The organism is Deltaproteobacteria bacterium, from assembly GCA_019309045.1.
Classification (GTDB): Bacteria; Desulfobacterota; Syntrophobacteria; order BM002; family BM002; genus JAFDGZ01.
Map to the genome: position 1 here is coordinate 1 of JAFDGZ010000110.1, position 8,111 is coordinate 8,111.

Annotated in this window: 8 protein-coding genes; all 8 read right to left on the minus strand. The window is 52.3% G+C overall.

The window, feature by feature from the left end; translation table 11 throughout:
- Positions 1-960, minus strand: a 960-nt coding sequence (locus tag JRI89_15645; protein ID MBW2072672.1) for a TRAM domain-containing protein, incomplete at its 3' end; no start/stop codon positions are given.
- A 94-nt stretch (positions 961-1,054) separates the two neighbouring features.
- Positions 1,055-1,537, minus strand: coding sequence for a CarD family transcriptional regulator (locus JRI89_15650; protein MBW2072673.1), 483 nt, complete (start codon positions 1,535-1,537; stop codon positions 1,055-1,057).
- Between the two features lie 920 nt (positions 1,538-2,457).
- Positions 2,458-4,467 (minus strand): sodium-translocating pyrophosphatase, encoded by a 2,010-nt coding sequence (locus JRI89_15655; GenBank protein MBW2072674.1) that lies wholly within the window; start codon positions 4,465-4,467, stop codon positions 2,458-2,460.
- A gap of 60 nt (positions 4,468-4,527) precedes the next feature.
- A complete protein-coding gene (locus JRI89_15660; GenBank protein MBW2072675.1) occupies positions 4,528-5,106 on the minus strand; it encodes an aminoacyl-tRNA hydrolase in 579 nt (192 codons plus the stop codon).
- A 39-nt stretch (positions 5,107-5,145) separates the two neighbouring features.
- Complete coding sequence (locus JRI89_15665) at positions 5,146-5,805, minus strand: 50S ribosomal protein L25/general stress protein Ctc (GenBank protein ID MBW2072676.1); 660 nt, start codon at positions 5,803-5,805, stop codon at positions 5,146-5,148.
- A gap of 116 nt (positions 5,806-5,921) precedes the next feature.
- Positions 5,922-6,863: a ribose-phosphate pyrophosphokinase gene (locus JRI89_15670; protein ID MBW2072677.1), complete on the minus strand. Its 942-nt coding sequence runs from the start codon at positions 6,861-6,863 to the stop codon at positions 5,922-5,924.
- Positions 6,864-6,935: 72 nt separating this feature from the next.
- Entirely contained in the window at positions 6,936-7,865 is a 930-nt protein-coding gene (gene ispE, locus JRI89_15675) for a 4-(cytidine 5'-diphospho)-2-C-methyl-D-erythritol kinase (protein MBW2072678.1), read from the minus strand.
- Entirely contained in the window at positions 7,846-8,094 is a 249-nt protein-coding gene (locus JRI89_15680; protein MBW2072679.1) for a DUF1844 domain-containing protein, read from the minus strand. The genes ispE and JRI89_15680 overlap by 20 nt, the downstream gene beginning before the upstream one ends.
- Positions 8,095-8,111: the final 17 nt, after the last annotated feature.

The window sequence follows — 8,111 nt, forward strand, 5'->3', positions numbered from 1 at the left end:
TATGCTGGTGACCGAAGCCTCCACCTCTCTGCCCAGATATCTGCTGGCATTTTCAACCACTACCATGGTGCCGTCATCGAGATAGGCCACACCCTGACCCTGCTCTTTGCCCTCGCGCATAATCTGGAGATGGAGGACTTCGCCCGGCAGCACCATAGGCTTGAGCGCATTTGCCAATTCATTGATGTTGAGCACGGTCACACCCTGGAGTTGGGCCACCTTGTTCAAGTTGAAGTCATTGGTGACGATCTTGGCATTCATCTCCTGGGCAAGCGCCACCAGCTTGGCATCCACCTTCTGCACCCTCTGGAAGTCCTGGTCAACAATTTTGACCTCCACAAAATCATCCTTCTGCATCCGGTTCAGTATGTCCAGACCTCTGCGGCCGCGGGCCCTTTTCAGGTTGTCAGCCGAGTCGGCAATCTGCTGGAGTTCTTCCAGAACGAACTGCGGTACTATGAGAGGTCCCTCCACGAAACCAGTCGCACAGATATCGGCAATCCTCCCATCTATGATAACACTGGTATCCAGGATTTTGGCACCACCTTTTTTTGCCGTCCCCTTGGAGAGAAAACTCCAACTCGGCCATTTGAATTCCTCCACCTTTTTGCCGCCCAGAACGAGGCCTATGTAGCCAAAGACACAACTCAGGATGACTGAGATAGAAATGCGGATGGCACTGTTCTGCAAACCGCTGAAAGCGTATCCCAGCAATTGAGCAATCACCAGGCCGAGAAAAAGCCCGAGCGTGCTTCCGAATATGACTTTGAGGGGCACCCTCTTAATAATTCTCTCTATAAATAATGCCAATAATGCGAAGATGAAGCCGACAAGTGCCCCCAACAATTTTCCCCAAGTGCCAAGGGCTTCCAGCGCTGGAAGCTGGGCCGCGAGCAAGTAGCCGCTGACGGAGCACACCGCTACCAACAGCAAGCGAAGTACTGTTCGTGCCACATTCACGCTATGATCACCTCCTTTCACTGTGGATTTTCACTCAGAATATACCAAGACGAATGATGCCCTATGTCCTCCGGAAAGTCTCACATCAGGATAGTCAATCTCCAAAAATCTCCAAAATATCTTTTTCTACCTGCCGTTCGTCTGCTTGCTTGGCTATGGATATTTCCTTCACCAGCAGACTGCGAGCCGTATCCAGCATTTTTCTTTCTCCAAAGGAAAGTTCTTTATCTTCGCGCAGCATGCAGAGATCTCGCATGACCTCTGCCAGGTCAAAAAGTGAGCCGGTCTTTATTTTGTCCATATACTCCCGATATCGTCGGTTCCACGTCTGATTATCAATGGTAACTTCCTTTTCTTTCAGTATTTCAAATACCTTGGGAACCTCTCCGACGTCTATGACCTGACGCAAGCCCACACTGTCCACATTATTGACCGGTATCATGATGATCATGTCATTTTCGAGAATCCTGAGGATATAAAAATCCTGTCGTGTTCCAGAAATAGTCTTGCTTTCGATCGCTTCCACAATTCCAACCCCGTGTGCCGGATACACGGCGAGGTCACCAACCTTAAACATTTTGTCCTTCTCCTAACATTGCTGATTTCGCCAATGCGTCGAAGTAAACCTGTTCCTGCTAGGCTTGCCCACCAGCTGTGCCGCTATCTCACTCTTCGCTGCTCGTCAAACAAAAGGAATGCTTCATCCTTTGCCCCATCGGCCAAAGAGCTTTGCCACTTTGTCATCGGCCCCCACTAGACAGACCCATGTCAACGTAGGTAGCGAGTCTCAAAACTACAGCCATGTAAACCATCACACCCAAGCCGGACTGCAGCCATACCACCTGGCTCCAGACAATATCAGGGCAGCTTGCAGCAGGCCTCCCTTGCCCCCGAGCTTATTTTGCAGAGCATAGTTTCCGATGAGTAGTAACGAGGAGTCCTTCGAAACAGTATCCATGGAAGACCACAGGGACGGTCCTGGCCCTGCTCGCAGTCGCGCCCGGACGTGCTCAATAAAGTACCTAGATATAGCGGCTGCCTTAGCAACTGACCATTTAAACTATGCTCGGCAAATATCCTCCCCTTTATCGAAGCTCCCACCTCTGGACGAGAATGGAGAAGGGGACAGCTTGCTTCCGAGGTTCATTGACAAGGTCATCTTGTTAACCTGCCTTGCCAGAACCAACTTGTCCGGCAGCCTCTACAACCCAAAATAATAAAGAAGTATAACACGTTCACTTCACCCTTGAAAGGCAATTCTCTCCAGACAATCTCAACTGGAGCCTCCGAGACAACAAGTCAAGCTAGCTGCCTCCCAGAAAAACGCTTTTTCGTGGGAATCTGTCTACTCTCTCGTCTGATTGTTCCATGAATTGTTCCGAGGCATGATTCAAAAGACCATCAGGCCTGTCACATATCCTCTGAAAACAAAAAGGGTGGCCCTTTGGAAAGCCACCCTCCATCGTGCTTTATTAATCGGCAAACTGGCAGTTCACCCTATTTGATATTGTGCAGCAATACCAACACCGGTGCACTTACCAGGGAAACCACCGATACCAACTTGATCAAGATATTCATGGTGGGACCTGAGGTGTCTTTGAAGGGATCACCCACAGTATCGCCCACCACAGCGGCCTTGTGATTCTCTGAACCCTTGCCACCAAAATGGCCAGCCTCGATGTACTTCTTGGCGTTGTCCCAGGCGCCGCCGCCATTGGCCATAAACAGGGCGAGACATACACCGGTTGCTGTACAGCCGACCAGCACACCACCCAGCGCGGTGGGGCCAATAATCATGCCTACAGCCAGAGGCGTACAAACACCTATCAGGCCGGGTAGCATCATCCGCTTGAGAGCGCCTTTTGTGGCAATGTCCACACATATCGCCGGCTCTGGCTTGGCCTCGCCTTCCATCAAACCTGGAATTTCCCTAAACTGTCGGCGAATCTCTTCAACCATGTCGAAGGCAGCCGAACCAACCGCAGTCATTGTCAGGGCCGCCACCATAAAAGGCACAATAGCGCCAATCAATACCCCGATAAAGACGATAGGATCCGTGATGTCGATCTCATCCAATCCAACCGCCTGGGTGTAAGCCACGAACAGGGAGACTGCCGTGAGTGCCGCAGCACCAATGGCAAAGCCTTTGCCGATGGCCGCAGTGGTATTGCCCAGGGCATCCAGGGTGTCGGTGATTTTCCTTGTCTCCGGTCCCAGTCCGGACATCTCGGAGATGCCGCCGGCATTGTCGGCAATGGGGCCATAGGCGTCCACAGTCATAGTGGCACCCACCGTGGACAACATGCCGACAGCAGAGATGCCGATGCCATAGACACCCCCGGTCTTATAAGCGATGTAGGTGGCCAGGCAGATGCCGAGAACCGGCAGAGCCGTACTTTCCATGCCCACAGCGAGACCGGAAATAATCACCGTAGCCGGACCTGTTTCTGACTGCGCAGCAATTTTCTTCACCGGCCCCATGGAAGTGTAGTACTCTGCAAGCAGCCCTATAAGGATGCCGCAGAAAAGTCCTGAAATCACAGACCAGAACACACCTAAGGGCAGTCCAAGGGTCTTGATAATGTAGTACGTGAGAGCAATCAGAATTGCGGCCGCCACAAACGTTGTATAGCGCAGAGCCGCCTGAGGTGAAAAGTTCTGCATAACTTTGATGGACATGACGCCGAAAAAGGAGGCTATCAAGCCGCCCATAACCACCAGCAGGGGGCAGACCATGTAGGCGGAACGCAACTGCTCACTTTCCGCCGGCATCACCATGGTAGCGGCAATAGCAATGGTGGCCACAATAGCGCCCACATAGGACTCGAAAATATCGGCGCCCATGCCGGCGATATCGCCCACGTTGTCTCCCACATTATCGGCGATAACACCCGGGTTGCGCGGATCGTCTTCAGGAATGCCGGCCTCGACCTTACCCACCAGGTCGGCGCCAACGTCAGCAGCCTTGGTGTAGATACCGCCGCCCATACGGGCAAACAGAGCAATAGAGCTGGCCCCCATGGCGAAGCCGTTGATGATGCTGGCGGTTGCCGGGTCGTGACCGACAAAATAGTACCAGATCCCCACACCGAGCAACCCCAGACTGGCCACCGCCACGCCCATTACGGCGCCGCCGAAGTAGGAGACGTTGAGTGCCTTGGCCATGCCGAAATCATTGGCTGCAGCCGCTGTACGCGAATTGGCGCGGGTAGCTGCAGTCATTCCAGAATAGCCTGCGATACCGGAGCAAAAGGCGCCCGTCAAAAAGGCCACTGCAGTTTGCCAGTTGATACCGAACCACAGGAGTCCAAACACAACGGCAATGAAAATCAGCAGAATGGTATATTCCCTTCTCAGGAAAGTCATGGCACCCTCATGGATCATATCCTCGAGTTCCTGCATGGTTTCATTGCCCCTCGGGAAAGACTTCACATAGCGGAACAAAATAAAGGCGAATATCGCCCCTGCAACACCAAAATAAGGCGCATAGTTTACCCAGTTTTCCATACCAGCTTCCTCCCCATACTTTGTGCGATTTTTAACGAATACCCAGCTAAAAAAAACAATTTACCGAGAGGGGGCGCGACCGGCGTTAACTGCTGTCATGGCCTTTGCAAGGCCGTCCTCGATAATGGCCTCCACAGCAGCAGCTGCTGCAGCGATACTTTCAGCCGCTTTATGCCTTTCATCAGCATACCAGGGGCTCAGTACGTATTCTTCCACTTCCTCATTGTACCGCGGCCTGCCAATGCCTACCTTCAACCTGGCATAACGGCTGGTTCCCAGAGCATCGTGAATTGATTGGACTCCCCGATGTCCGGCGGCACCACCGCCCGCCACAATCTTGAGCCGCCCCAGTTCGAGATCCAGATCGTCATGTATAACGAGCATGCTCTCAGGGGCAACCTCGAAGTAGCTCATCAGAGCCTTCACTGCTTCACCGCTACGGTTCATGTACGTTTGCGGCTTGGCAAGAACCACTCGCCCAGCAGCGATTGTACCTTTTCCCCAGAGGCTCATGAACCCTTTGCGTCTGACCTTGATACCATGACCAGCTGCCACCCTATCCAGTATCATAAAACCAAGGTTATGCCGGGTGTGCTGGTAGGTCTTGCCGGGATTTCCTAGTCCCACTATCAACCGCACTGGTCAGCTCCACGGCTTCTCTTCCGGCCATCTCCAGGGTTACTCTCCCCCCTCTTCCTCAGTTTCGCTTGCCGCCTCTTTCACCTCCTCTCCCTCTTCAACTTCTGCTACCTCTTCCGGTTCTTCTTCAACTCTTGCAGGCGCCGCCACTGTGACGACAGTCAACTGTTCCTCCTCCAGGAGCTCCACTCCCTCGGGTGGATCCAGATCGGACACATGTAGAGAATCACCTATATTTAAATGAGTGACATCGAGCTCCAGTGACTCAGGGATCCTTCCGGGCAAACAAGAAATCTGCAGTGTTCTCGTCACCTGCTGCAGGATGCCTCCCTCAGCCAATCCTGCTGGCTCCCCATGCAGGATAATCGGCACTTCGATAATAATCTTCCTGTCCATGGAAATGGCATAAAAATCAACATGCAGAATACTGCGTTTCACCGGATCATACTGGATCTCTTTGATCATAGCCGGCCTGCTGTTGCTGCCGTCGCCATTGTCAATGGTGAGATCGATAAGCACATTTTCTCTCGTTCCCGTGGTAAGCAGCTTTTCCAGTTCAGCCTTTTTTACCTGCAAAGAAACAGGCCCCTGTTCTCCTCCATAAAATACTGCCGGAATCAGTCCCTGACGCCGCAAAGCGCGAGCCACCCCTTTGCCTGTGGCGGTTCGCAGCTTTGCATTCAGCGTAACCGTCTCCATATTTCCTCCTCAATTCCGCGGTCTTCCCAGGCAGGTAGCCGAGCAGTCAGACCTGCTGTCTACCACCACACAGCACTGATGGCTTTACTGGCAACGCAATCCCCTCAGCATCGTTGTCAGACGAACAGAGAACTGACTGAATCATTCAAGTGAGTCCTCTTGATGGCCTCGCCAAGCAGCCTGGCTATGGAAAGGACCTTGATCTTTTTGCAATTTTTAGCCTCAGGCCTGAGCGGGATACTGTTGCTCACAATGAGGTTCTCAATGGGAGAGTTTTCAATCCGCTCAATGGCAGGCCCTGAAAGCACCGGATGGGTGCAGCATGCATTGATGGAACTCGCTCCGTTTTCTGCCAGGGCCTGGGCCGCTGTGACCAGAGTACTGGCCGTGTCTACCATATCATCGAGGATAATGGTCTGCCTACCCTCCACCTCACCGATCGTGTGCATGGCCTTGACCTGCCCGTCTTTGTCTCGCCTCTTGTCGATAATGGCTAGAGAAGCGTCCAGACGCTTTGCAAAGGCACGTGCTCTCTCCACGCCACCCGCATCAGGGGAAACTATAACCAGGTCGTTGCGAAAATGGCTTCGTATGTATTCGAGAAGCACTGGTGCAGCAAAGAGATTGTCTACGGGAATATCGAAAAACCCCTGGATCTGGTTTGCATGCAGGTCAACGGATATCACCCGGTGTCCACCGGCAACAGTGATAAGGTCTGCCACCAGTTTGGCACTTATGGGGACCCGCGGGGCAACCTTTCTATCTTGACGCGCATAGCCATAGTATGGCAGCACTGCGGTAATTCTCCAGGCAGAAGCCCTCTTTAGAGCATCAATCATCACCAGCAATTCCATAATGTTGTGGTTCACCGGTGCGGAGGTCCCCTGAATCACGAAAACATCCCGGCCACGAACATTTTCGCCTATTTCAACCAGTATCTCCCCATCGCTAAAGGTGGACACCTCTGCTTTGCCAAGCGGAATCTGGAGGTAATTGCAGACCTCCTCCGCTAGCTTGGGGTTCGAGTTGCCGCTGAATAATTTGAGTCGATCGAGCATCATCCTCTAGGGCACGGAAAAGAATATACTGGTGACGAGATCACCCTGGCAAACACGCCTTGTCTCACCAAATTACCGCTTTACTGCACACGTGTGAACAAGATATATCCTAGCCGCCCCTTCCAGGGACAGACGCTCACGCGCACAATTGGCCTCTTGCCGGGACGAGAACAGACCCAGCAGGGTTGGACCGCTACCGGTCATAGTTACAACACGGGCTCCAGCGCGGCGAAGTTGCTGTTTAATTTTGCTGAGTTGAGGAAAACTTCTAAAAATGAGCGGTTCAAAATCATTTTGTAGAGCCAAAGGCCATTTCTCAACATCCAGCTGATCTTCCTCTACATCTCCAGCCAACCAGCCGCTCATCGCTCTAGAAAAGAGATCTATAGAATTGTAAACTTTAGACCTATTCGCCCCTGTTGTCAATGTTAAATTCTCATAGGCCCAGCGGCTGGACACTCGAAAGTTAGGATACACCACAAGTGTCCATAATCTAGGGAAGAATGGCAGAGGAGTGAGGCGTTCACCTATGCCCTCAGCTAACGCTGCACTTCCCAGAAGGAAAAAAGGAACATCGGCACCAAGCCTGACAGCAAGATGGTGCAGCTCTTCCCCACTGCAGGGGCAGCCCAACAGCTCATTGACGCCGAGTAGAGTGGCCGCCGCATCGCTGCTGCCGCCGCCTAGCCCGGCTCCAACCGGAATGTACTTGGTAAGTTCCACTTGCACACCATTTTTGAGCGAGCAGTAGTCCAAAATGCAGCGAGCAGCTTTGTATACCAGATTTGTTTCACCACCGGGAAGACTATTGTCCGAGCCCTGCAAATGGATACCATCATCGCACAACTGCACGCGTAAAATGTCGTGCAGACTCAACGGCACCATGATGGATTGGATCTCATGATAGCCGTCTGTTCTCTTGTAAAGGACTCTCAGTCCCAGGTTGACTTTGGCAGGGGCCAACAGTGTGACCTCGGGGTATCTACTTGGTTTTTTGGACATAGCGAAGCCGCAGATCATAAAGGATATGCTTGATGAGATTCTCCTCGTCCCTGGTAAGATTCCCCTTGGTTTTTTCCTCTAACATGGCAATGAGATCAATAGTCTGTTTGGCCATGGGCAGATCTACTTCTTGTTTGCCGGTGGCAGGATCAGGATAGTCACCCAGGTGCAGGAGCGCCGAGGTGTTTAAAGAAAAAATAAAGGTGGAGAAGTTTATTTCCGGAAGCACCGTCTGGGTGGACTCCT

Coding starts and splice junctions, on each gene's coding strand:
- JRI89_15670 (MBW2072677.1), bottom strand. CDS start 6,863: ATGCTCGATCGACTCAAATTATTCAGCGGCAACTCGAACCCCAAGCTA.
- ispE (MBW2072678.1), bottom strand. CDS start 7,865: ATGTCCAAAAAACCAAGTAGATACCCCGAGGTCACACTGTTGGCCCCT.
- JRI89_15665 (MBW2072676.1), bottom strand. CDS start 5,805: ATGGAGACGGTTACGCTGAATGCAAAGCTGCGAACCGCCACAGGCAAA.
- JRI89_15650 (MBW2072673.1), bottom strand. CDS start 1,537: ATGTTTAAGGTTGGTGACCTCGCCGTGTATCCGGCACACGGGGTTGGA.
- JRI89_15655 (MBW2072674.1), bottom strand. CDS start 4,467: ATGGAAAACTGGGTAAACTATGCGCCTTATTTTGGTGTTGCAGGGGCG.